General features: G+C 42.7%; 17 protein-coding genes. 7 read left to right on the top strand and 10 right to left on the bottom strand.

What is annotated here, in order from left to right; genetic code table 11:
• Positions 1-29 precede the first annotated feature (29 nt).
• Positions 30-1517 (top strand): FAD-binding oxidoreductase, encoded by a 1488-nt coding sequence (locus ABR189_RS05080; RefSeq protein ID WP_354659366.1) that lies wholly within the window; start codon positions 30-32, stop codon positions 1515-1517.
• 18 nt (positions 1518-1535) lie between these two features.
• On the opposite strand, the gene ABR189_RS05085 is transcribed toward ABR189_RS05080, so the two are convergent.
• On the bottom strand, positions 1536-2948 hold the full coding sequence (locus ABR189_RS05085) for an aminotransferase-like domain-containing protein (RefSeq protein ID WP_354659367.1): 1413 nt from the start codon (positions 2946-2948) through the stop codon (positions 1536-1538).
• A 102-nt stretch (positions 2949-3050) separates the two neighbouring features.
• Here ABR189_RS05085 and ABR189_RS05090 point away from each other — a divergent pair, with 102 nt between their 5' ends.
• Together ABR189_RS05090 and ABR189_RS05095 are read left to right on the top strand one after the other, a co-directional pair.
• A complete protein-coding gene (locus ABR189_RS05090) occupies positions 3051-3941 on the top strand; it encodes a DMT family transporter (protein ID WP_354659368.1) in 891 nt (296 codons plus the stop codon).
• A 63-nt stretch (positions 3942-4004) separates the two neighbouring features.
• Positions 4005-7472 carry a T9SS type B sorting domain-containing protein gene (locus ABR189_RS05095; protein ID WP_354659369.1) on the top strand — a complete coding sequence of 1156 codons (3468 nt, stop codon included), beginning with the start codon at positions 4005-4007 and terminating at the stop codon, positions 7470-7472.
• A gap of 39 nt (positions 7473-7511) precedes the next feature.
• On the opposite strand, the gene ABR189_RS05100 is transcribed toward ABR189_RS05095, so the two are convergent.
• The gene (locus ABR189_RS05100; protein WP_354659370.1) at positions 7512-8744 is read right to left on the bottom strand and encodes an alpha/beta hydrolase family protein; all 1233 of its coding nucleotides are present in this window, start codon (positions 8742-8744) and stop codon (positions 7512-7514) included.
• Between the two features lie 233 nt (positions 8745-8977).
• Here ABR189_RS05100 and ABR189_RS05105 point away from each other — a divergent pair, with 233 nt between their 5' ends.
• Entirely contained in the window at positions 8978-10720 is a 1743-nt protein-coding gene (locus ABR189_RS05105; RefSeq protein ID WP_354659371.1) for a tetratricopeptide repeat protein, read from the top strand.
• Between the two features lie 86 nt (positions 10721-10806).
• Here ABR189_RS05105 and ABR189_RS05110 read toward each other — a convergent pair whose 3' ends face one another.
• From ABR189_RS05110 to ABR189_RS05140, 7 genes are all read right to left on the bottom strand, one after another.
• Positions 10807-13134, bottom strand: coding sequence for a DUF262 domain-containing protein (locus ABR189_RS05110; RefSeq protein WP_354659372.1), 2328 nt, complete (start codon positions 13132-13134; stop codon positions 10807-10809).
• 104 nt (positions 13135-13238) lie between these two features.
• The gene (locus tag ABR189_RS05115; RefSeq protein WP_354659373.1) at positions 13239-14075 is read right to left on the bottom strand and encodes an RNA polymerase sigma factor; all 837 of its coding nucleotides are present in this window, start codon (positions 14073-14075) and stop codon (positions 13239-13241) included.
• A 571-nt stretch (positions 14076-14646) separates the two neighbouring features.
• On the bottom strand, positions 14647-14982 hold the full coding sequence (locus ABR189_RS05120; RefSeq protein ID WP_354659374.1) for an MGMT family protein: 336 nt from the start codon (positions 14980-14982) through the stop codon (positions 14647-14649).
• Between the two features lie 196 nt (positions 14983-15178).
• Complete coding sequence (locus tag ABR189_RS05125) at positions 15179-16612, bottom strand: TolC family protein (protein ID WP_354659375.1); 1434 nt, start codon at positions 16610-16612, stop codon at positions 15179-15181.
• Complete coding sequence (locus tag ABR189_RS05130; RefSeq protein WP_354659376.1) at positions 16605-19772, bottom strand: efflux RND transporter permease subunit; 3168 nt, start codon at positions 19770-19772, stop codon at positions 16605-16607. The genes ABR189_RS05125 and ABR189_RS05130 overlap by 8 nt, the downstream gene beginning before the upstream one ends.
• A 27-nt stretch (positions 19773-19799) precedes the next feature.
• Positions 19800-20882, bottom strand: coding sequence for an efflux RND transporter periplasmic adaptor subunit (locus tag ABR189_RS05135; RefSeq protein ID WP_354659377.1), 1083 nt, complete (start codon positions 20880-20882; stop codon positions 19800-19802).
• A gap of 176 nt (positions 20883-21058) precedes the next feature.
• On the bottom strand, positions 21059-21454 hold the full coding sequence (locus tag ABR189_RS05140; protein ID WP_354659378.1) for a hypothetical protein: 396 nt from the start codon (positions 21452-21454) through the stop codon (positions 21059-21061).
• A gap of 235 nt (positions 21455-21689) precedes the next feature.
• On the opposite strand from ABR189_RS05140, the gene ABR189_RS05145 reads away from it, so the two are divergent.
• Entirely contained in the window at positions 21690-22370 is a 681-nt protein-coding gene (locus tag ABR189_RS05145; protein ID WP_354659379.1) for a hypothetical protein, read from the top strand.
• A 118-nt stretch (positions 22371-22488) separates the two neighbouring features.
• Here the strand turns inward: ABR189_RS05145 and ABR189_RS05150 are convergent, their stop codons facing one another.
• Complete coding sequence (locus ABR189_RS05150) at positions 22489-23328, bottom strand: universal stress protein (RefSeq protein WP_354659380.1); 840 nt, start codon at positions 23326-23328, stop codon at positions 22489-22491.
• A 270-nt stretch (positions 23329-23598) separates the two neighbouring features.
• On the opposite strand from ABR189_RS05150, the gene ABR189_RS05155 reads away from it, so the two are divergent.
• Positions 23599-24051, top strand: coding sequence for an Hsp20/alpha crystallin family protein (locus ABR189_RS05155; protein ID WP_354659381.1), 453 nt, complete (start codon positions 23599-23601; stop codon positions 24049-24051).
• Between the two features lie 92 nt (positions 24052-24143).
• Positions 24144-24659 carry a flavodoxin domain-containing protein gene (locus tag ABR189_RS05160; RefSeq protein ID WP_354659382.1) on the top strand — a complete coding sequence of 172 codons (516 nt, stop codon included), beginning with the start codon at positions 24144-24146 and terminating at the stop codon, positions 24657-24659.
• Positions 24660-24661: the final 2 nt, after the last annotated feature.

Genomic DNA, 24661 nt, shown 5'->3' on the forward strand with positions numbered 1-24661 from the left:
TCAGGAGATAACCATTATAAATTCAGTTTATGGAAAAGATTATTGCTGATGACCCCCGTTATGCAGATCTTGCAGGAAAGCGGTTTAATAAACGTTTTACAGGAAAGCCGGAATATATCCGGTTGCCGCAGACTACGGAGGAAGTGATAGTAGCGGTGCAAGAGGCCGTAAGCAGTAAGCTGCGGTTGGTAGTACGTAGTGGTGGCCATTGCCTGGAAGGATTTGTTACAGATCCCGCTGTACAGGTAATTATAGATATGTCGCTGATGACCGGCATCAGTTATGATAGTGAAAGATTCGCTTTTATGGTAGAAGCAGGTGCTACGGTAGGTGAAATGTACCGGAGGCTGTTCCTCGGCTGGGGCGTGGTGCTTCCCGCCGGAGAACATCCTGGCATTGGTATGGGAGGGCATGTATTGGGAGGTGCTTTCGGTTTCCTTTGCCGGGAATATGGGTTGGCTGCTGATTATCTTTATGGCATAGAGCTGGTGGCAGTTGATGCAGCCGGTAAGGCGCATAGTGTGATTGCCACCCGTGAAGCAACAGATCCTAACCGTGATCTTTGGTGGGCACATACCGGTGGGGGCGGCGGCAATTTTGGTATCGTTACCCGTTATTGGCTCCGGTCGCCTAACGTTACAGGAGCTGTTCCGGCAGAGACATTACCCAAAGCTCCGGTATCGATTACTACTTTCCGGGTATCATGGGATTGGAAAGACTTTGATGAAACCTCTTTTTCCAGTCTTATGCGAAATTTTGGGGAGTGGGCGCAGCAGCATAGCGGGCCTGATTCGGCATATACACAACTTTTCAGCCTGCTCTTTCTTAATCACCGTAATCTTGGCAAGTTGGAAATGAAAGGGCTTTCTACTGCCGGGAAAAAGGCCGTACAGCTGATCGATGAACACCTGGCCGCTATTGCAGCTCCTATAGGGCTGCCTTATACGAAGCAGATAGAGGAAACACCCTGGCTGCGCTTTGCCTTGAATCCTTTTCCGGAGTTATTTCAACCTGGTTTTGATAATGCGCAGGCTAAAGTGAAGGATGCGTTTTTCCGTAAGGCGTGTACTGAAAAACAGATCGCTACGGCCCATAAATACCTTACTATGGCTATAAATGTGGGCGGAGGATTAGGAATGGCCACTTATGGAGGAAAGGTGAATACGGTACCGCCTGAAGCCACGGCCTCTGCCCAGCGGGATGCTATTCTTGATGTAGCCTGTAATGCCGGGTGGGGGGATCCTCAGGGAGAAGCAGCTACGCTGGAATGGGTCCGTTCTTTTTATATGTCACTTTTTGAAGATACCGGCGGTGTGCCGGTGCCCAATGCACAAACCGATGGCTGCATGATTAATCATCCCGATACAGATGTAGCTGATCCGGAATGGAACAAATCTGGTGTGCCGTGGTATACATTGTATTACAAAGAGAATTATCCCAGGTTGCAGCAGGTTAAAAGCAAATGGGATCCGTTGAATATATTCCATCATGCTTTGTCTATAAAGGCTGCTGATTAATATTTCCTGGTTAAGCTGTCAGATCATTCTGGCAAGTTGCCCAAGTTGTTTTAATTTAAATTTTAACTCATCCGACCAGGGTAAGCCGATACAGAGCCTCATACAATTTTCAAACTGATCCTGTAAGGTGAACATTCGCCCGGGCGCAATACTGATTTGTTTTTTAATAGCCAGATCATATAATGCCGAAGTATCCACGCCTTTATTCAGTTCTACCCAAAGCGCAAGCCCACCCTGAGGCCTGCTAGTTTTGGTGCCCTCCGGAAAATATCGGGCAATGGCATGCACATATTGCAGGTAATTATCGTGTAATATCCTGCGAAGCTGGCGTAAGTGATTATCGTACTTACCACTCTTCAGGAAATTGGCCACTGCTTCCTGGATAACAGCAGCAGAGGATATTGCATGCACCAGTTTCAGCTTCAGCAATTTTTCTTTATGTTTACCCGGAGCTACCCAGCCAACCCGATAGCCTGGCGCCAGGGTTTTTGATACAGAACTACACCATAGTACATTCCCTTCCTCGTCAAAAGATTTGCAACATTTTGGCCGTTGTGTACCAAAGTAGAGATCGCCATATATATCATCCTCAATCAGTGGAATATGATGCTTTGCCAAAAGGGCAACGATTTCTTTTTTGTTTTCATCAGGCATACAACTGCCTAATGGTGTGTTGAAATTAGGAATTAGCAGGCAAAGATTAATCTTGGGAATGGCTTTTTTTAATGCCGCTATTTCCAGGCCGGTAACAGGGTGAGTAGGGAGCTCCAGTACTTTAAATCCCAGGCTTATGGCCAGTTGCAGTAAGCCCGGAAAACAAGGACTTTCCATTGCAATAGTGTCTCCTGGTTTTCCCAATGCCATCAAACAAAGGGATACTGCGTTGATGGCACCATTGGTAGTAATCAGATCATTTTCATGCAGGTTACCACCCCAGGTTAAGGAACGGATCGCCACTATTCTTCTCAATTTTAAATTTCCCTGCAAGGGTTCATACGCTGTACCGCCTTCCTTAAGTTCCCGCGTTGCCTGTACGAGATCCTTTTTTAGCTTTGGTAATGGCAGCAGTTGCCCCGATGGGGCACTAATAGAAAATAGGGTGAGCGCATCATTTCCCATATTGGAATAAACTTTACGAATCAATTCGTTGGGTTCGTTATCATTCGCTATTGATGATGGCCGGCTTATTTCCGGAAGCGGCAGTTTCTGGTAAGGCAGCTTGCTTACGAAATACCCTGATTGTGGTTTGGAGTCGATCAGCGATTGCGCTTCCAGTTCCAGGAATACTCTTTTGGCAGTGTTCATGCTAATGCTGTGTTCTTCACATAACCTTCTTACAGAAGGTAGTTTGTCGCCCGGCTGTAAAACACCTGCAGCGATCTGCCTGGCTATTCCGTTTGCTACTTCATTATAGAGAAATTCCTTACGCATGCTACAAAGATAACTGTGTCCATTAAAATATACAAAACTGGGACTGTGCTTATTGTGGTTGCGGGGGTAGCTTTGCATAAAGAATTAAGCAATCACAATAGTATGGGGAACAATCATTTAATTTCTGACAAGTCAACAGCCAGCAGTGGTTGGATGAACGGATTCATCGGTGTACTGATATTCAGTGGTTCATTGCCGGCAACCAGGGTGGCTGTGCTGGATTTTAACCCTGTATTTTTAACGGTGGCACGGGCCACTATTGCCGGGCTGCTTGCCCTTTGCGTGTTACTTATGCTTAAAGAAAGGCGGCCTGCAAAGAAAGATATTTTTCCATTGGCCATTGTATCAATAGGTGTTGTGGTGGGTTTCCCGCTATTATCAGCGCTGGCATTGCAGTATGTAACTGCTGCGCATTCTATTGTATTTCTTGGTATGCTGCCACTTACCACAGCCATATTTGGTGTAATCCGGGGAGGTGAGCGTCCCCGGCCGGCCTTTTGGGTATGCTCGGTTACAGGAAGTATGCTGGTGATAGGTTATGCCGTTGCGCAGGGGCTATCCGCATCACCTGCCGGTGATATCCTGATGTTGCTGGCAGTGATTTTGTGTGGACTCGGTTATGCAGAAGGTGCAAAACTTTCCAAAACGCTAGGAGGATGGCAGGTGATCTCCTGGGCGTTGGTGTTGTCATTGCCTTTTATGTTACCCATCACCTGGTATCTTTTCCCATTAACATATACAGGCATTACCGTCCCAGCCTGGATTGGTCTGGCTTATGTTTCCATATTCAGTATGCTGGTAGGTTTTATATTCTGGTATCGTGGATTAGCCCAGGGAGGCATTGCAGCTGTAGGACAGCTGCAATTGCTGCAACCATTTTTTGGCCTGGCGCTGGCAGCTACTTTACTGCATGAACAGGTAAGCATAGGAATGCTGTGTATAACCGTTGGCGTGATTCTCTGTGTAGCTGGTTCAAAGAAGTTTGCGAAATAGTTAAAATACATTTCCTTATGTGTATTTTTGCCCCGTTGAACGACGTTCATCCGCTATACTTATATGAAATTTTTTCCGGTACGTCTCTTTTATATCATTTTATATCTGATCATGATCCCCTTATGGAGTCATGGAGCGGTATTTATTGTGACTTCCAATGCTGATAGTGGTCCAGGTACCCTCCGGGAGGCCATTGGCCTGGCGGCAGCCAATGGAACAACGGAAAGGGATTATATTAAATTTAATCTTACCGGGGATATTACTATTAAACTGAACACTAATCTGCCAGAATTGACCAGTAATATTGTGCTGGACGGCTCTTCACAGCCCGGGAGTACCTTGGGCGCAAGTGGAGCAAAAGTATTCCTGCTCCGGCAGACAGGCTACCTGGAAGTTGATTATTATGGATTGAAGATAGCAGGAGCCAACAAGGTAGAAATTTATGGACTGCTTATTAGAAAACCTATGACAGCCTATTATGGTGCTGCCATTCTGATCACAGGCAGCTGTACTGATATTATTATTGGCGCACCAGGTAAAGGCAATGTAATGAATGGCTATACATATGGTATTCATCAGGATGCGAATTTCCCGGAGCTGATAACGAACATCAGCATCCAGGGAAATATTATCGGATGGGAGGAAGACGGGATATCAACAAATAAATCGGGAGGAACGTACCGGGCTATCCTATTACCCGCTATACAAAATATAAAGTTGGGAGGCAGCTTACCCGGAGAAGAGAATACGATTACTTCTTATTCATATGGCAGTGATGTCTACTGTTATGGTGGAAGAGTAACAGTCATAGGCAATATTTTTGGTGCTGATATCTACGGGACAGGGATACAGCATTATATTGCCCAGCCATTACCCACCTTACAAATAATCTGTAAGGAGCAGGAGGCGTCCGAAAAGGCTATCATTACAGATAATCTCATTGCCGGTAACTCACAAACAGCTATAGTGGTGTCTGATTTCCAAAAAGGAGTAGAGATATTGCGTAATAAAATAGGTACCGATATTACTGGCAAACAGTTACTTGGTGAACGGCAGGCAGGGATTCATATTAATAACTGTGGTCCAAGTATGATTGGTGGTTCTATAGCCAACAAGAATATTGTGGCAGGGTGCACATATGTGGCCATTACTGTGAGTCAATCCTATTTTGTCACCATTTCCCAAAACGAAATGTTCTGTAACAATACTTACCTACTCACTGATAATGTAACAATATCATTGGGTTATGATTGGGAAACCGAAGTTGGTCGTCCCCGTCCTTTTATTGAAATAAAATTCTGCGATGCCAATACAATTAGCGGCATTACAGTACCAAATGCTAAAATAGAGGTTTTTACACCTTATCGCTGCGGCAATGGTAAAAGATGTGATGGGAGAAATTATATTGAAACTATTATGGCTGATGGAGAGGGTAAATGGAGTTATGCTTTGAATGGCAAGGAGGGAGCTGTATTTTCTGCTACGGATGAACAGGGAGCTACGTCTGATTATACGAGCCCACAGTGGACTTATAAAGGGATGGATGTGATTGAACATACAGCTTGTGGCAAAAGCCTTGGGGGGATACCGACTATGGTGATATCCGGTGCGGTTCCCTTTTACTGGGAAGATCAGGCTGGAAATATCGTTAGCAGAGATACTTGTCTTAAGAATGTTCCTGCGGGAAAGTATCGGATGGTCATGTTTGGTGCTGGTTGTAACCTGCCCGAATGTGCTTATAAAACCTATTATTTTACTATTGAAGAGCATAACCCTGTTATTAATACAGACAACATGGATATCCGCCATGCCACCTGCGGTAATAAGAATGGCAGTATCGATGGGTTGTATTATGAAGGAGATAATCTGCAGTTTTCCTGGCGTAATGCGGCTGGCATAGAAGTGGGGACCACACGTTCCCTTACCGATATAGGTCCCGGAAAATATACCATTACTATTACTGATGTTATTCGCGATTGTAAGACATCGGCAGGTCCATTTGAAGTGAAAAATGGGCGTGGACCTACGCTGGATGTTGCCAAAGTAATACTAAAGGATGCTATCTGTAATAAACCAACAGGTAGTATCAGTGGTTTACGGGTAACCGGATCAGGTGAGCTTACTTATTCCTGGGTAAATAGTAGTGGTGATATTGTAGGTAATGAGGTGGGGCTTTCAAAGGTACCTGCTGGTAGTTATGTTTTGAAGTTTTCAGATGCAACTTCCTGTGGTAGTGCGGAGTCGGATAGTTTTTATATCAAGTCACCGGGTCTTATTGCCATTGATAAAAGTAAAGCTTTGGTCAATGTTTCAGACTGTGGCAGTAATACCGGAAGTGTTACGGGGTTAAAGATCAGTAATGGTGAAACCATTAACTGGGTTGATGAAACGGGAACGGAGGTCAGCAACACGGCAATGCTTGCCCATGCTGCTCCTGGGCAATATACTTTAATAGTTACTAATACCAGCGGTTGTACAGCCACCGAAAATTTCGAGATTGTGCAGGCTATCCCCTCGAAAATGACGATGGTGTCTGCTACTATCCAACATCCCTTATGCAATGGCACTAATGGGCAGTTGAAAGATGTGGTGATAACCGGAGGAACACCCATAAGCTGGAAATGGATGACATTGGATGGGGAAGTAATAAGCACCGGAAAAGAGCTGAAAAATGTAGCAGCAGGTGCCTATCAATTACTGATTACAGATGCAGCAAATTGTGAACAACTCGTGACTACTGTAACGCTGAAAGACCCGCCTTTGCCTGGTATCAATACCACACAGGGCATAATTGAGCATGACCAATGTAATCTCAATCTGGGTGCTATTGGTGGTATTACTGTATCAGGGGTAATGCCATTTACTTACCAGTGGTTCAGCAATAGTCAATTAACAGGTACTACACTGGATTTGAAAGGGCTTCATGCAGGTGATTATATCCTGAAAGTACGGGATAACAACGGTTGTGAAGTAGCCAGCAGCCCTTTTGTGATCACCAATTCAGATGTTAGCCTTATTTCACCCAGGGCTAATGATGTAACTATTGTGAAGGGAATGACTGCTGAAATAAAGGTCAATGACCCTCTGCAGGGAATGTATGCTCTTTATAACAGTTCAGGGATTCATATAGAAAGTAGTACTAATGGAATATTTAAAGTGCCGGGGCTTGTAAGTACAACTACTTTCCTTTTGGAATATAAACAAGGTACCTGCGTCAGTGATAAATCCTCCGTTAGGGTGGAGGTAGTAGATGGGATTCGAATTTATGTACCTACCGCCTTTTCTCCCAATGGAGATGGTATAAACGACTACTTTCGCATCAAGGCATATGGCATTGCTGCATTGGATCTTTTTGAGGTCTTTGATCGTTGGGGTAACAAAGTATTTTTTACGAGGGATCTTACAAGCGGTTGGAATGGCTCCTGGGGCGGAAAAAGGATACTTGCGGGTAGCTACGTGTGGCAATTAAAGGCCGTTGATGTCATGGGAAACCCAGTACAACAGCAAGGGGTAATTACAGTCGTATATTAAGTCGCTGGTCAGGGCACTTTTGAGTTATTTTTTCTTAGCTTACTTCACCAGCTCATCCCCAAATTTGATGTATTGCATCCAGTCAAATAATAATACATCGTGGTCGCCGGTACGAATGTGATACCGGATGGTGTTTCCAACAGGCATATCGGGAGCTGGCATCTGATCGGTACCCAGTCCTTTTTTATTAAAAAGTGCGTATACCTGTTCTGCATTTTTAGCGCCTAGGAATTCTCCATAAGGATCGGCCCATTTATCATTGGTGGCACTGGCTACATATAAGGGGCGTGGTGCGGCCAACGCCAGTAACATATGCTGATCCATCGGAAGTGTATTTACATCATCCTGGTAGCTTTGATATTTTGAAATAAACCAATGGGGAAATGCTTTAGTGATGATACTTAAGGTTTCGCCATAGTTTCTGCGGGTTAATGCGGCACCACCTTCACCAGAGTTATTGGAGATGACGGCTGCGAAGCGGGGATCATTTGCACCTGCCCATAGAGCTGTTTTGCCCAGGCGGGAATGTCCCATAACGATCACTTTTGTGGCAGCTACATTCTTGTCGGTTTGCAGGTAGTCCAAAATACGGCTTAATCCCCATGCCCAGGCACCAATGGCAGACCAGTCTGCCGGCTTTATGTGAAGTTGGTGTGCCAGACTGGTCCTGATACCGGTTTCCCATCCATCTGCATGATCCTGTTCCAGATCTCCGTAATACGCCGTAGCTAATCCATAACCATGCTCAATGAGGGCTTTAACTGGCCAGCGTCTTTCCTGCACACCTCTGGTGGGGGAGGCGTCTGCTTTTTTAAACTTCAGGAAGTCAAGATAGTGTTGTGAGATGAGGATATTTTCATCCATGCTGATGTTATGGTTTCCTTGAAAATTCAAACTGGTGAATACGGGAACCGGCTGTGTGGTATTGGCTGGGATATACAATAAGAGGTCAATGTAGGGACCATTTTCTCCTTTCGATAAATAGATGCGGACCTGTTTGGAAATAGCCAGTCCGTCAATCGCGCTACTATCGATTTTCTGCATTACTACGTGCATCTCTGCATCAGGCCCGGGGAATTGCCCATACATATTTTCCTTAAACAGTTGTAATACTTCTTTTCTGCGGGTATGATCCCAGTCTGATGACGACCGGACCTTTGTTTTACTGTTAGTAATTAATAACGGTGGTAACTGATATACCCCCACTTTCGCTTCGTCGTAGTTAACAGGAGGCTGGGCAAAACCAGTCATTACGCTACAGCTACAAAACATGACTATAAAAAGTTTCCGATAAACATGGGTAGAGATTGACATAAAGGAGGTTGTTAAATTATCTGGGTAAAATAGGCAAGCACACGTGGAAATCATGGATTTGTCATTTACAAGATAGTAATCTGCCAGTTATAAAGCAAACCCTGCCAGTTAATAATCCGTGCCTTGCAGAGAGCAGGGTAAGTATTAAATTAAAAAGGACTGATTTTCTGTAACGCTTTAAATATCAGGGCATGAAAACGTTATGTATATTATTCCGGGGTTGGTGCTGCCTGTTTCTTTTAGTCTTTATGGGATGTGCCGGCAGCAATAAGGCGCCTGAGGAAGCTGTGATCAGCGCGATGAATCTTAAACAGGGTAAAACCATTCTGTGTGGCCCAGCTGATAAAGAATTAGGTGCTGTTTCATTTGAAACATCCTGTTCCGAAAAGGTCAGAAAAGAATTTGATCTGGCGCTGGCTTTGCTGCATTCCTTTGAATATGACGAAGCCGAAAAAGCCTTTGCAGCTGTCATCAATAAGGAGCCTACCTGTGCGATGGCTTACTGGGGTGTTGCGATGAGCAACTTTCACCCGTTGTGGTCGCCACCCAGTAAAGAAGAATTTGAGAAAGGCAGTAAAGCGGTGGCTATCGCACAATCTATCACCGGCAAAACCAAAAGAGAAGCTGCTTATATAGCTGCCATTGCGGAATTTTATAAAGATCCGCAGCAGACCAGCCATCCTGCCCGTTGCGTCAACTTTGAAAAGGCAATGGCACAGCTTTATAAGGCCTATCCTGATGATAAAGATGCTGCGGCATTTTATGCCCTGGCACTGGATGGCGCCGCTGATCCGGCAGACAAAACCTATGCAAAACAGCGGAAGGCGGGTCAGATCCTGACTTTGCTGGGAGGCGATCAGTCTTTTCATCCCGGGGTGATCCATTACATCATTCACAGCTATGATTATCCCAGTCTGGCTGCTATGGCATTGCCGGCTGCCAGGAAATATGCTGCTGTTGCACCCTCTTCAGCACATGCGCAACATATGCCTTCTCATATTTTTATACGCCTGGGGCTTTGGGATGAAAGTATACATTCCAATATGGTAGCAGCAGATGCCGCAAGATGTTATGCAGCAAGTGCGGGTATTAAAGGGCACTGGGATGAAGAGCTGCACTGCCTGGACTACCTGGTTTATTCTTATCTGCAAAAAGCGGATAATAAGGATGCCAAAGAACAATGTGATTATCTTAAAACCATCCGGGAAATATATCCGGTTACACCTAAAGTGATCTACTCCTTTGCTGCTATTCCTGCACGTTATGTATTGGAGAACAGGTTGTGGATGGAAGCCATGGCATTGCAGCCGCAGGTTATCTCTGGTATAGTATGGGAAAAATATCCCTGGGAAAAAGCGATCATCCATTTTACTAAACTACTTGGGGCTGTTCACCTCAATCAGATGGATACGGCATATGCTGAATTTAAAACGCTGAACCAGTTACATGATATGCTTGTACAAAAGCAGGATGCTTATAAGGCAAATCAGGTACAGATTCAGTTAAAAGCGTCGGCTGCCTGGATTGCTTTCAGGGAAGGGAAAAGCTCAGCAGCCTTACAACTGATGAAGGAGGCTGCAACATTGGAAGAGACCACGCCTAAGCCGCCGGTTACTCCCGGTGAAGTAGTACCGGCCAGAGAATTGCTTGGAGATTTACTGATGGCGATGAATGCTCCTGGTGATGCGCTCGAAGCCTATGAAATAAATCTGCAGGATCATCCCAACCGGTTCAATGCATTATATAATGCAGGGCTGGCCGCAGAAAAGTCCAACAACCTGGCAAAGGCAGGCAGGTATTACCAGCAACTGCTTGATGTATCAGATACACCGGAAGCAGACCGGCCGGAGCTGACTGCTGCAAAAGCATTCCTGAAAAGGAATAAGACACTGGCTATGGAATATCAGCCCGTTACAGGCTTGTTGTCTCCCTAAGGTATGGTTTGCCTGTTGTTGAACCTTTCTCTGCCAATTTTAAGGGAAAAGTGAAATGATTGTATGTTGTTGTGTATGATAGTTAATCACTCCGGCTTGCTTACAGCTACTGGAAAGATCCAGGCCTCACTAATTGCTTTTTCAAACCTTTCTACAGAATCAGCTGTTCGCAGTATGGAAAATACTTTATTGATTCTACGCAGTATAGCAGATTGAGATTCTCTTATAGATTCAATAGGGATTCCTTTCAGTATAGCCCATAGCAGATAAAAACTCATAGCCAGCCTAATACTGCTGGTATGAAGAAGCGCATCCAACCGTCTGGGGCTAAAAAATTCTGTTTTTTTGCCCTGGGAGCTTACAATTAATAACTTGACTTTTTCAATGAAGCCCAATTCAAAGTCATTAAGTGCTAGTAAAAAGTCGGCCTTAAATATTGGATTTTCCAATATATGCGTAAGATATGTTTTCTTCTTAAGCAAAAGTGTTATTGTAGGTTTACGTTTTTGTATATCTAAGATTTCCCTGATATTTTCCATGTTTGGAGTTGCTTTTGTCATAAAGTGCAGATAACATAAACGGGTAACAAGCTCCTGATTAAACATCCTTTTATCGTCTTTTCTTAAGTAAAGCCAACTATGCCTTTCACAAATACCCTTTATAGCATTAATAATTTCACTATCGACATAAGCATTCCAAAATTCAAAGGTATCCGGTTTTATAGGCATTGACTTATAGTTAAGACGCTTAAATAGTTCTTCTGGTTTAAAATGAATGTTGTTTTCCTCTTTAATTTCTATAATATCTAAATCATAATTTTTTAAAGTGGCTTGTTCCTCATTTGAAAGTTGATTGAAGGCTTTTCCACCCAGATGTGTTAGATATCCCTGAGTTAAGTGGAGTTTAAACTTATTCTTTTTAGACATGACTATTTCGCCATTCTCGTTTAAATATTGTTCTCCCAGAAACCCGATAATAGCTAGTAACCGTTGCTGGCCATCAATTACTTCGGCAACTCCATTTTTTCTCAAATAAATGTAAAGAGGGTTAATTTTGAGTCCCAAGAGCATGCTTTCTATTAGCGCGGAGGCTTTTCTGATATCCATTACCTCATTACGTTGATAAGGTGGTCTTAAATTAAATTTTCCTCTTTTCATCCTGTCAAGAATGTCGTTGATAGAATTTGAAGTCGATAGCGGCTTTGAAAAATATTCTTGTTCACGTCCGGATGTGAAACGTTCTTTCATGTAGTTATTCATCCTTTGAGTGTGTTCCACTAAGAACTCTTCATCACTTTTAAGGTAGCGTAAAAAAGACAGGTTTAATTGGGAAGTAAAAAAAGAAGAAATCAGGCTATATCTTTTTATTATTTGTGATGCATGATTATGTCGCTCAATAGGATAATTGTGAGCTTGTTTGGTAAGATGGTTAATCAGTCTGGTTTTAAAGGTGTTATTGTTGAGGCTTGCAAACACTATTTTTTCTTTTTCGCATACAGACAATGCCCAATATAAGCATTCATAGATGATCCCTGTTGAGGAAATACCATTCTTATTTAATTGAGCTTTAATTTCCAACAGGAAATGAAACTTTTCTATAAAATCATTAAAAATCAACTGGACGTGCTCCAGCTTGCCTTTATTGACTACATTGTAGGAGAGAAAATCATAGTACATATTTACGATGTCTTCCCGCCCATGGATAAACTTGTTTATGGGGATATTGTGCAATACTAAGATTTGCCGGATATATTGCATTATCGTTTCCAGGTTCTTGCTTTTGTGGTCAAACAGGTCCTTTAACTGATGGTATAACTGTTTATTCTTTTCAAATTGTTTTTTAAAGTATATGTTTATATCATCCTGCAGATAGATGGCTTTAAATACTTCTTCTGTTTTTAGAGGTATTATTCCTAAATTATATCTTTTAAAAATTTCCCGCTTCATTAGCTCCTCTGTATGAGGATTAATATTTGAATCACCTGAAGTTGTAATAGTTATTAACCGGAGATTAGTATTGCGTATGCGGTCTTGTAATTTTTCTTCAAGCTGAGAGAATTTTTTTCCTGCCAGATGCCATAACTTATCCAATCCATGTGGTTTTAAGGAGAACTCACCCTGGATATATCGCTCGATTGTTTGGCATCTTTGTCTGCCATCTATTACTTCCCAGTTTTGCCCTAATATATAGATTACAATTGGAGGTATTTCCCCATGTAACAAGATTGTTTCAATGAGATAGGTGGATTTTACATCACTCCAGATGTAATTTCGTTGATAAGATGGTGCATAGTTTAAAGAATGTGTTTCATCATTATTTAGCCGAAAAATTGAGCGTATAGACCTTAATTTGTTGCTTATTACGATGTTTTTAAATAGGTCGTGTATTCCGTTTTCTACAAGTGATTTTTGCATGTGACAAGTGTTAGATTAAAAATATTTGGTTGCTATTTTATGCATGGCAGTATATCTGTTGTGGAGTTTGATTATACAGCAGGTATAAATGCTAATGGTTGATATCACTTGAAGTGCTTTCTTTTTCTACCCCTTTTTAATCTTTTTATTTTTTGCATTGCTTTAAAGTGCTGTTCTATAATTTGAAACTGGGTTAGATGCAATTCAATGCTTATTTGGTTGATACTTAAGTAGTTTTCATAATGAAGTTTTAATATCTGTGTTTGCAGGGGGCTCAGGTATATTTCATAGTCTGTTATTGATATTTCCGGCTTTTTTTTGGAGGCAGTAGCCACCTTTTCCAACCTGATAGTTATTGATTTTAATTCTTTGATGATTGCCTTTTCTCTGTGGATGATATTTTGGTAGGATAGTCCTGCATCTCTGGCAATCTTTTTATAACTGAAGCCACGTCTACGTAGTTCTATCAATGTTTTTTTGTTTTCAGGTAAATAGGGTATCGCTTGCTCGATAAGTTGAATTTGTTCTTGTTCTGCTAATATTTGTTCTTGATGTGCTATTTCTTTTTCGGGATCATGTACTGCGAGAGAAAGGCCATTTTCCTGATAGTGTTCTAATGATATCATCCATCGCCTTGTTTTGTTTATACTTCCTTTTAAGTAGCTATAACAATCCCATCGGACTCTATTATAGATATAAGCCTTAATATGCATGAAGTTTTTTATTGTGCTACGATGGAGCCAGGTTATTAGAAATGCATCCTGAACAATAGTTTTAATTTCAAATTCATCTTGAATTATTTTGCTGGCAAAGCGTAATACCGGATTGATTAGCAGGTTGTAAATGTAATTTAAACCTCTTTCGTCTCCTTCCTTGAAGAGCTGAAAGTATCTTTCGGAGTAATGTATGGATTCAAATGGCTGAAGAATATTGTTATGCATAACCTTTATTAGAATTTGGGGCTTAAGATTAAAAAATGGGTTTGGGCAGGGAGCTTATAACCAATAGTACTCCCCCTTCTCTGTGTTTTAAGTATAGAGAAAGTATGGCAATATTTCTATGTGTTTTACAGAATGGCTGGCTGTAAGATCAGCAGTTAAGTGCCAGAGTTCATTTCATAAACAACTAAATTGATAACTGGTCTTACATCATGGAAGTAGTAAGTGTAGGGCATGTAAAACATGCGAGTTACTTTAATCATAACGTTGGTTTAAGGGGGTAGATTGTCAAATCCAAATATTCAGAGGGTATGATCCTAATAAATAATCAGGCGTCAACCATGAATTTATGCATGGATATCCTTTTTAAAAGCCCTTCCATGAATGTTTTCTTCTTTGGGCAAGGTCGGGTCATTTTTCATGATTCAGGTTGTATTAATTATGGTTTAGATGCTGCAGGTTGTAACTATAAGTTTAATAATGAAATTAGTATGATTTTAATACGGCGCGAAGAAAGGATTTATTTTATTAAGTTTTGTTAATTATATGTAAACGTCTTCATTTTTCAATGGGATTAAAATTCTATTTCATCCAGTGGGTTCCAGAAAAGCTGATTAAATGCTACTACGCGGCCATTTTTTACCTGTACACCTTCGGCTTCCAGTTTTTTCTGACGGGTGCCATCATCACCGCTCAGGTGCCCGGAGCTGTTCACTACCCGTTGTACGGGCACTGGCGGTTTTTCACCACGAACAAAGCCCATGGCACGTCCTACCATCCTTGCTCCTGATTTCAGTCCCATTGCTTTTGCGATAGCGCCATAGCTGGTTACGCGCCCCTTCGGGATGCAGCGTACCATATCAAAAATACCTTTGTAGATGGCTGTTGTATCTGTGATTTTTTGCTTCATAAGCGGAGCTGATTTATATGCAATGTAAAGTATTATCAAATAACCGGGCACAGTTTTCCAATAGCACATACAGGAATGTTGTATAATCAAAGAGGCTGTATACAAATAAACGAATGCAGTACGTGTTGTTTCAACAACTGCCAGTCTCCATCAGGAGTTATCCGAATAAGCATACAGCCTCTTTGATACTGATTGTTTACTTCCAGCCCCCGCCCAGTTCCCTGTAAATATTGATTACCGCATTCAGCTGCTGTTTTTTTGTGGCTATCAGTTCCAATTGGGATTCCAATGCATCCCGTTGTGTCATCAGTACTTCCAGGTAGTCCGCCCTGGCAGATTTGAACAGGTCGTTTGAAATACCGATTGACCTGGTGAGTGCATCCACTTGTTTTGATTTCAGGTTATAGCTCTTTTCCAGATTGCTGATGTTAGAAAGTTCATTAGACACTTCCAGGCAGGCATTTAAAATGGTCCGTTCATAGTTGTACATGGCTTGTAATTGCCGGGCATTAGCCTTATTGAATTCGGCCCTGATAGCATTACGGTTAATCAGCGGTCCTGCAAGATCACCTGCCAGCGAGTACAGCAGTGATTCCGGAAATTTTACCAGATAGGAGGGTTTGAATGCCTGTAATCCCACACCAGCTGAAATACCAAAAGAAGGATAAAATTCTGCACGGGCAACTTTCACATCCAGTTTGGCGGCGGTTAATTCCAGTTCTGCTTTTTTAATATCCGGGCGGTTGGCCAATAATTGTGAAGGAATACCCGCACTGACTACCGGAGGGAGTGTACTAAGTAGATTTCCCTTATCCCGGTTGATGGTTTGCGGATAACGGCCCAGCAGGAAGTTAATCTTACTTTCTGTTTCCTTTATGTTTTGAAGGATGTCAAACTCCAGGCTTTGGGATTTCAGCACTTCTGCCTCGAATTTCTGTACAGCCAGTTCAGTTACCCTGGTGGCCTCTTTTTGAACAGTTACGATAGCGAGTGCATTCTTTTGCAGCTCAATGGTTTGTTTTACGATGGCCAGCTGATTATCCAGTGCCAGTAATTCGTAATAAGCATTCGCTACTTCGGCGATCAGATTGGAGAGTACAAAGTTTTTGCCTTCTATTGTAGATAGGTATCTGGTAATGGCCGCCTTTTTAGCATTCCGTAGTTTTTTCCAGATGTCGGCTTCCCAATTGGCATTAACGCTGATGGTATAATCCATTAATGGGTCGGGCACTTCCTTGCCGGGGGTAATTTCCGTTGAGGCATCTCCCGCACCCTGACTGGTATATCTTCCTACCTTTTCAACGCCAATACCAGCCCTTACACCCACTTTGGGTAGTAAGGCGCCCTGTGCGAAACGGATATCAGACTTTGCAATTTCAACTTCCTGTAAAGTGAGCAGTAATTCCTGGTTGTTTTTTAAAGCAGTATCCACCAGATTTATCAGCAGTTTGTCTGTAAAGAAGTCGCGCCACTGTATGGTGGATACGTTGGTAGTATCCAGGTTGTCATTGTAAGATGCCGGTAGCTGTTTGTTTTCGGTCAGAGGCATCATGGCCGGTACCCGGCAACTAGCTATGGCCAAACAAATGCCCAACAGGCCAATACCGCCTCGTATACTTGGTTTATACATTGTGATCAATTTCTTCGGTTAATGGATTCTCTTCTTCACCTTTAACAAGCCGGTGTTTTTCCGCAATGCTGCCAAATATGTAATACAGTCCGGGGATAATCAACACCCCGAAAACTGTACCGAAAAGCATACCTCCGGCAGCAGCCGTGCCGATGGTTCTGTTGCCCAATGCACCAGGGCCAGATGCCACCACCAATGGGATCAATCCCGCAATAAAGGCAAAGGACGTCATCAGAATGGGACGGAACCTTACCTTAGATCCTTCCATGGCAGCTTTTATTACGGATAGGCCTGACCGGTGTTTCTGTACAGCAAATTCTACGATCAATACAGCATTTTTTCCCAGCAAACCAATCAGCATTACCATGGCTACCTGTGCATAGATGTTGTTTTCCAATCCTAACATTTTCAGCAGGAAGAAGGCGCCGAAGATGCCGGGTGGCAGAGAAAGGATAACAGCCAGCGGCAGTATAAAACTTTCATATTGAGCTGCCAGGATCAGGTATACAAAACCCAGACAGATCAGGAAGATATAGATGGCCTGGTTGCCCTGGGCCACTTCATCTTTGGATATCCCGGCCCAGTCAATTCCAAATCCCCGAGGTAAACTTCTGGCTGCCACTTCCCGGATGACATTGATAGCTTCGCCACTACTATATCCGGGTGCCGCTGCGCCGCTTATTTCGGATGCATTGTACATGTTATGCCGGGTGATCTCTGACAGGCCATACACCTTATCCATTTTCATGAATGCAGAGAAAGGCACCATCTCATCCCGGTCATTTTTTACATATAGTTTCAGAATGTCTTCAGGTAATGCCCTGTACTCCGGTGATGCCTGCACGATCACTTTATACTGACGGTCATATTTGATAAAACTGATTTCGTAGTTACTGCCTATCAGTGTGGAAAGGGTGTTCATGGCATTGTCAATGCTTACTCCTTTTTGCTGCGCGATGTCATTATCCACCCGCAGCATATATTGCGGGAAGCTGGCACTGTAAAAGCTGAATACGGAGGATAGTTCCGGCCGTTTGCTCAGCTCTTTTACAAACTCCCTGCTCACCGTTTCCATTTTTTTGTAGTCGCCTGATCCGGCTTTATCCAGCAGGCGCAGTTCAAACCCACCGGCAGCCCCGTAACCCGGCACCGCAGGAGGCTGGAAAAATTCAATAGTGGCACCGGTAATGTCTTTGGCCTTTTCTTCCAGTTCTTTGATAATTTCCTGTACCCCGTGTTTGCGGTCTTCCCAACTTTTGAGATTAATCAGGCAGGTACCGGAATTAGCACCTGTACCTTCTGTAAGGATCTCGTAGCCTGCCAGCGAGGAAACGGATTGCACCCCTTCAATGCCTTCTGCAATTTTTTGCAGCTGCTCGGCAATCTGATTAGTTCTTTCCAGGGATGATCCCGGCGGTGTCTGGATAATGGCATAGAACATACCCTGATCTTCATTAGGGATAAATCCTGATGGAACCGTACTATTCAGGAACCAGGTACCTGCGCAGAAAAGGAGCAGTACAGCAAAAGTGACTATCCTTCTGTTTACGATGATCTTCAGCAGCTGGAGATATTTGCCTGAAGTACGGTTGAAGGTATTGTTAAAGCCATCCAGGAACTTATCCAGTACGTTTTTCTTTCTGGGTTTCCCATGTGTATTCTTCAATATCATGGCGCAGAGTGCCGGCGTAAGCGTTAGGGCTACTACCCCTGAAAGAATAATGGCCGTTGCCATTGTAATGGAAAATTGCCTGTAAAAAATGCCTACAGGACCAGACATAAAAGCTACCGGGATAAATACTGCTGCCATTAAGAAGGTGATAGCAATAATGGCCCCGCTGATCTCGTGCATCGCCTTTTTGGTGGCTTTGAGCGGTGAAAGATGCAGCGTTTCCATTTTGGCGTGTACGGCTTCGATCACCACGATGGCATCGTCTACTACTACACCAATCGCCAGCACAAGTGCAAACAGGGTGATGAGGTTAAGCGTAATCCCCAAAAACTGCATGAACACAAATGTGCCGATAAGGGATACCGGTACCGCCATGGCAGGGATGAGGGTAGAACGCCAGTCGCCCAGGAAAAGGAATACTACCAGTCCTACGAGGATGAAGGCTTCTACCAGGGTATGGATTACTTTTTCAATAGAGGCATCCAGGAATTTTGAAACATCATAGCTGATTTCATAATCCATTCCTTTTGGAAAGGAGCTGGCTTTAATCTCTTTCATTTTGGCCTTTACATCCTTTATCACCTGGCTCGCATTACTACCATATGATTGTTTCAGGACGATGGCAGCAGAAGGTTTCCCATTCAGGTTGGAGTAGATATCGTACATCGAGCTGCCGAATTCCACCTCTGCCACATCTTTCAGGCGAAGTATTTCGCCATTGGGATTGGATCTTAAAATAACATTCTCATATCCTTCTTTGGTGGTGAACCTGCCGGGATATTTCAACACGTATTCAAATGCCTGGGATCTTTTGCCGGAGCTTTCCCCGGTTTTGCCGGGAGAGGCTTCCAGACTTTGTTCGCCCAGTGATTTCATGACCTCATCTGCCGAGATTTTATAGGCTAGCATACGATCAGGTTTGAGCCAGATCCGCATGGCATATTCCCGGTTGCCCAGGATATCTGCATAACCCACCCCATCTACTCTTTTCAGCTCCGGCAGGATGTTGATATCCGCATAGTTGAACAGGAATTTCTGGTCCGTTTGCGGGTCGTTGCTATACAGGTTGATGTACATGAGCATGTTGGATTCCTCCCGGGTAATCTTTACCCCTTCCCGTACTACCAGTGGCGGTAGTTTGTTGACCACGGAAGCCACCCGGTTCTGTACATTTAAGGAGGCCTGGTTGGGATCGGTACCCAGGTTAAATACTACCTGTAAGGCAGCTTCTCCATCATTACCAGCATCGGCAGCGATATATTTTAGTCCTGGTACGCCGTTGATGGCCCTTTCCAGGGGAATGATCACGGATTTGATCATCAGCTCCCCGTTTGCGCCGGGATATTCAGCCGTCACATTGACCTTTGGAGGTGAGATGGAGGGGAATTGTGTAACCGGTAGCTGGGTGATGGCCAGGATTCCCAGGAAAACAATAATGAGTGATATTACGATGGACAGGACCGGTCGTTGTATAAACTTTCTAAGCATGGCACTACACTGTTTGGAATTAAACTACTATTCCGCTTTTAATCGCAGATGGGATATCACCGCTCCGGGTTGTTCGTATTCATAGGCGATCTTATCATTTTCTTTTACCTTCTGCACCCCATCGAGCAGTATCTTATCGGTTTCTGATATACCACTTTCCACTACATACAGATCAGGCATCTGGCCGCGGATGGCAAGTTGCCTGGACCTTACAATATTTTTATTGTCTACCACAAATACATACACTTTATCCTGTATTTCGTAGGTGGCTTTCTGTGGGATCACCAATGCATTTTTAAGCGGAATGGTCATCAGTACTTTGCCTGTTTCCCCATGTTTTAAAAGCTTATCAGGATTAGGAAATTTTGCCCTGAAAGCGATACTTCCGGTTTCATTGTTAAATTCACTTTCAATGGTTTCTACGTCGCCTTTGTAGGGGAGTGGCTGATGATTGGCTAACAGCAGGCTTACTTTGCTGCTGCCCCGTCCTTTTGCATTGGTAGCATAATCCAGGTACTCCTGTTCTGATACATTGTAGTAAGCAAATACCTGGCTGTTGTCTGACAGGCTGGTCAGCAATCCTCCTTCATCGATCACACTGCCTAATTTAAAGGGGATACGGTCGATGGTACCATCAAAAGGCGCTCTGATTTCTGTAAAGGAAAGATGGAGTTTGGCCAGTGCCATTTCAGCTTTGGCCTGGTCCAGCTTCGCCTGGGCCATCGCCTGTTCATTTTTCGACACTATATTTTTATCCACCAGTGTTTTGGTATTCTGAAGTTCTATCTCCGCAACCCTGGTTTCCGCTTCCGCTTTTTGCAGTTCCGCCTCATATATTTTGGGCATAATCCGGAACAGGAGCTGGCCGGCTTTTACAAACTGCCCCTCATCCACATAGATGTTCTGGAGGTATCCTCTTTCCTGTATCCTGATCTCAATGTTCCTGACCGACCGGATCTGTGAAACATATTCGTTGGTAAATGAGGTGTCAATTTTTACCGGACTGGTAACGGTATACTTACCGGTTTCTTCGCTGACCTCTTTTTTGGGTTGGCAACTGGTTTGATACAACAGGCCAAATATGCCTGCGAACATGACAATTTTATTCATGATATTGAGTAGATATGATGCGATTGGATGCTTGTTGGGCATAGACGTCTCAGTACAGCAAGATTATCAGCAACCAAGGGCAGACCTGTACTGCATTGCAGGAGGTAGTAGTATGAATACACACATTTGCCAGGTGTGGATGATCACACCAAATGGTAACCAATATGGGGTATTGATCAGATCCTTAAAACCCGTTGGGTAATGTTTATATCAGTAAGGTGTACTTTGAGCGGGACCGGAGATTTAAAACATTTGCAGAGATAGCTTAGCATGAATACGTAGGAAAGCGTCAAAGCATATTTTGCCAGCAATTTATATTTTCTGACAAAATAGTTGTTAGCATCCTCATCTACGATATCATCACTTATGAGGTGCTTGATGGATGCTTCCAGGTCATTCAGCCCGGCAGTCAGATATGCCTGATCCGTATTTATCTGTTTTATTACATGCCGGTATTCCGTATTTATGGTAGGCGTGTAGCTGGATTCATTGGGGTGAGTACCTGTAAATGCATATCTGTGCCCACTTAGCAGTAGTACACATAAACATGCAAAAAATATAGCTACTCTCATTTGGGGGCCAAAAGTAATAAACTTTTTATACTCAAAGAAAAAATCATAGTGTCCGATCTTCCAGCCGGTATTTCAGAACAGGTTTCAGGAGCGGCATTGGAAAATGGTGGCGGTAGGGGAAGGCCCCGACATGTGTCCGTGATGGTCCTGCATTTTTTTGCACGGGAAAATCTTCCTAATATTAGTTGCAGATCAGCAGGCGGATTTACTTTGCTGCTTAAATAGCTTTGTTGTTATGATAAATACACATAATACCTATAACCCTCCTTTAATCGAAATACATTATACCATTCATTCCAGCCTGGAAACGATGGACGAAAACCGGTATAGCCAGAAAATAGTAGGAAATATTGTTCATGTAGATGCAGATGGCAATGAAATGGAAGTAATCGGCCAGATAGCAGCCCGTAAGCTATTATTGGCAGAGGCCAGGAAGGTGGAATGGCAGGGAGGAAGCATCTTTTGGGCAGATGATGCCTCCGGAGAGATTGGTAGCTGGATTTTTGATGTTGAGCAGGAAATATGGACTTCACCTCTAACAGACTATTATAGCCATAACCTATCAGGGGATGCGGTACTAATATTGTCCCATATTGAGATAATTCCAGCCTATAGAGGGAAAGAGATCGGAAAACTGGCTATAAAGGACTTATATAATAACTTTATTCAGGGGGCCGCGCTCTTTGTGCTTAAATGTGCCCCTGTTGAAAACGAAAACACTACCCGCACTGCCAGCAAACCACCCACCCTGATGAAGTATCATGGGCGGGAGCAAGGGTATAGCAAGGCTTTTATAAAGCTTCATGCCTACTTTAAATCCATTGGCTTTGAAACTATTCCCCTGTTTGATGACGAAATCATGGTGATGAACCCGCAAGTGTTGAAAGGGAGTTTTAACGCTATCCGGCTGGATTAGGAGGTAAGCGCTTTTAGCAGTGGGTATATATTAAATATTTAAAATATTATGTAGTGGTGGACGCAACTAATACGATTTCACTACTATAAAATAGGATGATGCTGTATTTTCTTTACCACTATTTGGAGTGTGCAATAAAAAGCGGGCTTTTCAATCCGATTAGCAGGTTGTCTGCCATGCTGGGGTAAATCCATCTTGATAACCCACTTCTATGATATGCCCCCAGTACAATAATTGAATTGCGATTTTCTTTCTTTAAATAGGTAATGATCTCTTCATTTGGAATACCTTTCAGTACTGTGTAGGTGGCATCTGGATAATGTCTTTTCATAAATTCTTTCATCAGTTTTCCATCCGGAAGATGCATGGATGCGGCCAGGCTTTTCACTGAAATGACCTCAGTGGGTAGATTTTTAAAGGCAGGAAGAATGTAATCATACATTCGGATGGCGTATACAGATGAAGGGGTCCCATCATATAAGAGCGCTGATTTGTTGATATGATGAAATTTTGAGGGAACCAATAGCATTGGGCAGGATACATCTGCCATCAGATGGCGCATGAAATGAGAGGGCTTGCTTTCTGTAACATGGCTGAATGTTTCATTAGCATTTATGATCAGCAGATCAGCATAGATGCTTTCATGGAGTAAAGCTTCCATGGCGGTGTCTTTATCTTTGTGTATTGAATAATTAAGGCCTGCGAGCTGGCAAGCTTGCTCAAATTGTTTTACACTTTTAGAACGTAATTGTTTGTCATGCTCAATATACTCTCTTATCCTTTGGTCTGATACTCCTGATTTATCTACCAATTCAGAGAGTGCGTAGCTTCGATAGCTCATGTCTTCCAAAAAAACACCAACGAGATGCGTTTTTTCCTGCTTAGCTATGAATATGGCATATTCAACTGTACTTGCTGAATATTTAAGACCGTCTAAAACTGCAATAATCTTTTTCATATTTATTAGTTGAGAAAAGTAAGTATTTATTGTATGAAAGTTAGTTCCATAAATATTGTTGATGAATGATGTGGGTCAATGTTATCAATGATTTACATCATTTTAAATTCATTAGGAAGCCATTTTGGATATTGGAATTTGATCATTAATAATGTACACCGGGGAATTTATGATCTCAATCAGTATCTGCTATGAGCAGTATCATTTTTCTTATCAGTAAGGAACAATAGCTTAGCAGGAATAAAATTTAACTAAAAAAAGGAGGTAATTATGGCAACTCAAGCTTTGAGCAGGCGTAACACATTACTGCCTGCAGTTTTTGACGATTTTTTTAAACCTTGGAGAGAATGGGCTAACGATCTTCATGATGGCCGTTTTTTCAGCGCTTTGACAATCCCTGCTGTAAATGTAAGTGAAGCTAAAGACAGTTACAAATTGTCTTTGGCTGTCCCAGGGATGAAAAAGGAAGATTTTAAAATTGAGCTGGAAGGTAATGTGCTGACTATCAGTGCAGAAACAGAAAGTGAAAAAGATGAGAAGGAGGGGAAGTATACAAAACAAGAGTATAATTACAACAGCTTCTCTCGCAGTTTTAATCTTCCGGAAGGTGTCAGCAAAGAAAAAATTGAGGCACATTATGAAGATGGCTTGCTTAAATTGAAACTACCTAAAAATGAAGAGGCCAGAAAGAACGGCAAGAGTATGCACATTGAAATTAAGTAATTGGGAAATTATAAAACCCTGTTCTACGACAGGGTTTTATAATTAAAGAGCCGCTTATACAACTTCTTATCGTATACTTAAAATTAAGAGCGATGAAAGGGATTATTATTTATAAAGGCAAATATGGTGCTACTCGTCAATATGCCCTCTGGTTAGGAGAGATGCTGCATATACCCTTTATAACAGCAGGTGACGAAACGAAACCTCAGCTGGAGGATGCAGATTACATCATTATGGGGACCAGTATTTATATTGGAAAATTACAGTTAAGAAAATGGTTGAAGACCCATCAGGAGGTATTGGTTAACAAAAGGTTATTCCTGTTTCTGGTAGCTGGCACTCCACCTTCGGAGCAAGAGAAATTGCAAGGCTATATTGAAGCGAATATTGGCATTGAGATCCGGAATTGTTGCTCCTTCTTTTTTCTACCAGGTAAGCTTGAATTCAGCAAATTGTCCTTGATAGATAAGTTATTGTTGAAAATAGGATCCAGACTTTCAAAAAGTAAAGGCGAGGTAATATCTGTAACGGATTATAACAATGTGACAAAAGAAGCTTTATTACCGATGTTAGAGGCCATAAGCAAAAAAGAAGGGGCTGTTATTTGAAC

Origin of the sequence: Chitinophaga sp. H8 (assembly GCF_040567655.1) — a bacterium.
Classification (GTDB): Bacteria; Bacteroidota; Bacteroidia; order Chitinophagales; family Chitinophagaceae; genus Chitinophaga; species Chitinophaga defluvii.

Excerpts from the sequence above, each read along its gene's own strand:
- ABR189_RS05140 (WP_354659378.1), bottom strand. The coding sequence starts at position 21,454 with ATGAGAGTAGCTATATTTTTTGCATGTTTATGTGTACTACTGCTAAGT.
- ABR189_RS05130 (WP_354659376.1), bottom strand. The coding sequence starts at position 19,772 with ATGCTTAGAAAGTTTATACAACGACCGGTCCTGTCCATCGTAATATCA.
- ABR189_RS05120 (WP_354659374.1), bottom strand. The coding sequence starts at position 14,982 with ATGAAGCAAAAAATCACAGATACAACAGCCATCTACAAAGGTATTTTT.
- ABR189_RS05095 (WP_354659369.1), top strand. The coding sequence starts at position 4,005 with ATGAAATTTTTTCCGGTACGTCTCTTTTATATCATTTTATATCTGATC.
- ABR189_RS05155 (WP_354659381.1), top strand. The coding sequence starts at position 23,599 with ATGGCAACTCAAGCTTTGAGCAGGCGTAACACATTACTGCCTGCAGTT.
- ABR189_RS05110 (WP_354659372.1), bottom strand. The coding sequence starts at position 13,134 with ATGCAAAAATCACTTGTAGAAAACGGAATACACGACCTATTTAAAAAC.
- ABR189_RS05150 (WP_354659380.1), bottom strand. The coding sequence starts at position 23,328 with ATGAAAAAGATTATTGCAGTTTTAGACGGTCTTAAATATTCAGCAAGT.
- ABR189_RS05135 (WP_354659377.1), bottom strand. The coding sequence starts at position 20,882 with ATGAATAAAATTGTCATGTTCGCAGGCATATTTGGCCTGTTGTATCAA.
- ABR189_RS05085 (WP_354659367.1), bottom strand. The coding sequence starts at position 2,948 with ATGCGTAAGGAATTTCTCTATAATGAAGTAGCAAACGGAATAGCCAGG.
- ABR189_RS05090 (WP_354659368.1), top strand. The coding sequence starts at position 3,051 with ATGGGGAACAATCATTTAATTTCTGACAAGTCAACAGCCAGCAGTGGT.
- ABR189_RS05125 (WP_354659375.1), bottom strand. The coding sequence starts at position 16,612 with ATGTATAAACCAAGTATACGAGGCGGTATTGGCCTGTTGGGCATTTGT.
- ABR189_RS05105 (WP_354659371.1), top strand. The coding sequence starts at position 8,978 with ATGAAAACGTTATGTATATTATTCCGGGGTTGGTGCTGCCTGTTTCTT.
- ABR189_RS05145 (WP_354659379.1), top strand. The coding sequence starts at position 21,690 with ATGATAAATACACATAATACCTATAACCCTCCTTTAATCGAAATACAT.
- ABR189_RS05160 (WP_354659382.1), top strand. The coding sequence starts at position 24,144 with ATGAAAGGGATTATTATTTATAAAGGCAAATATGGTGCTACTCGTCAA.
- ABR189_RS05115 (WP_354659373.1), bottom strand. The coding sequence starts at position 14,075 with ATGCATAACAATATTCTTCAGCCATTTGAATCCATACATTACTCCGAA.
- ABR189_RS05100 (WP_354659370.1), bottom strand. The coding sequence starts at position 8,744 with ATGTTTTGTAGCTGTAGCGTAATGACTGGTTTTGCCCAGCCTCCTGTT.
- ABR189_RS05080 (WP_354659366.1), top strand. The coding sequence starts at position 30 with ATGGAAAAGATTATTGCTGATGACCCCCGTTATGCAGATCTTGCAGGA.